Annotated in this window: 1 protein-coding gene; it reads left to right on the forward strand. The window is 68.6% G+C overall.

Going from position 1 to position 1,324, the window contains the following annotated elements; translation table 11 throughout:
- Positions 1-243 precede the first annotated feature (243 nt).
- Positions 244-1,308, forward strand: a complete 1,065-nt coding sequence (locus tag IO39_RS43330; RefSeq protein ID WP_439331503.1) for an IS110 family RNA-guided transposase — start codon at positions 244-246, stop codon at positions 1,306-1,308.
- The last annotated feature ends 16 nt before the right edge of the window (positions 1,309-1,324 follow it).

The raw sequence follows: 1,324 nt of genomic DNA on the forward strand, positions 1-1,324 counted from the left end.
GCCCCTGACAGTGATGATGGAGATGAACGCCTCCCCCCGGGGTTTGACCCAGCCCCTGACTGACCTCGGGTCCTTAACGGGATATGTCGACCTCGGCGGGGAGGCGCTCATGTGCACTCACCGGACGGGGCGCCTTGTGACTTCATAGGAGCCTGGCCAGAGGCCCCATCACTGTCTTGTCCTTCGCCCGGCTGGTGCGTGCCGCCCTGACCGATCACGAGGAACAGGACGACGATGACCTCCATTACACCCCAGAACGCGCCGATCATCGACATCGCCGGCGGGGTCGACACCCACCAGGACACCCACACCGCCGCGGTGATCGACACGGTCGGGCGTGTCCTGGGCACCGAGCAGTTCCCCGCCACCCCCACCGGATACACCGCCCTGCTGACCTGGATGCACGCCTTCGGGCAGCTGATGAAGATCGGCGTCGAGGGCACCGGCGCCTACGGAGCCGGGCTCGCCCGGCTGCTGCGTGCCGAAGGCATCGAGGTGATCGAGATCGACCGCCCCAACCGCAAGACGCGCCGCTTCCAGGGCAAGTCCGACCCGATCGACGCCATCGCCGCCGCCAAGGCCGCCCTGGCCGGCGACCGCACCGGCACCCCCAAACAACGCGACGGCCGCATCGAAGCGCTGCGCAACCTGCGCATCGCCCGCCGCTCGGCGGTCGACCAACGCGCCGACACCCAGCGCCGGATCAAAGCCCTGATCGTGACCGCCCCAGACGACCTGCGCGAACAACTCCGCCACCTGCCGGCCAAAAAGCTGATCACCACCTGCGCCGCCCTGCGGCCCGACACGGCCGACGCCGCCAGCCCGGCCACCGCCACAGCGATCGCGCTGCGCAGTCTCGCCCGCCGCCACCAGCAACTCACCGCCGAGATCAGCGACCTCGACGACCTGCTGGACCCCCTCGTGGCCGCCATCAATCCCCACCTGATCGCCGCCAACGGGGTGGGCACCGACGTGGCAGCCCAGCTCCTGATCACCGTCGGCGACAACCACGACCGGGTGCACTCCGAAGCCGCCTTCGCCATGCTCTGCGGCGTCGCCCCGCTGCCGGCCTCCTCCGGCAAGACCACCCGCCACCGGCTCAACCGCGGCGGCGACCGGCAAGCCAACGCCGCCCTCTACCGGGTCGCCCTCTGCCGCCTGCGCTGGGACCCCCGCACCCGCGCCTACATGGAACGACGCACCCACGACGGAATGTCCAAGAAAGAGATCATCCGCTGCCTCAAACGCTACATCGCCCGGGAACTCTACAAAGCGATCACCCAAAACGATCAAGAAAACACCGATTGACATCCATAGGAGCATC

It is taken from the genome of Nonomuraea candida (assembly GCF_000725485.1).
GTDB lineage: Bacteria > Actinomycetota > Actinomycetes > Streptosporangiales > Streptosporangiaceae > Nonomuraea > Nonomuraea candida.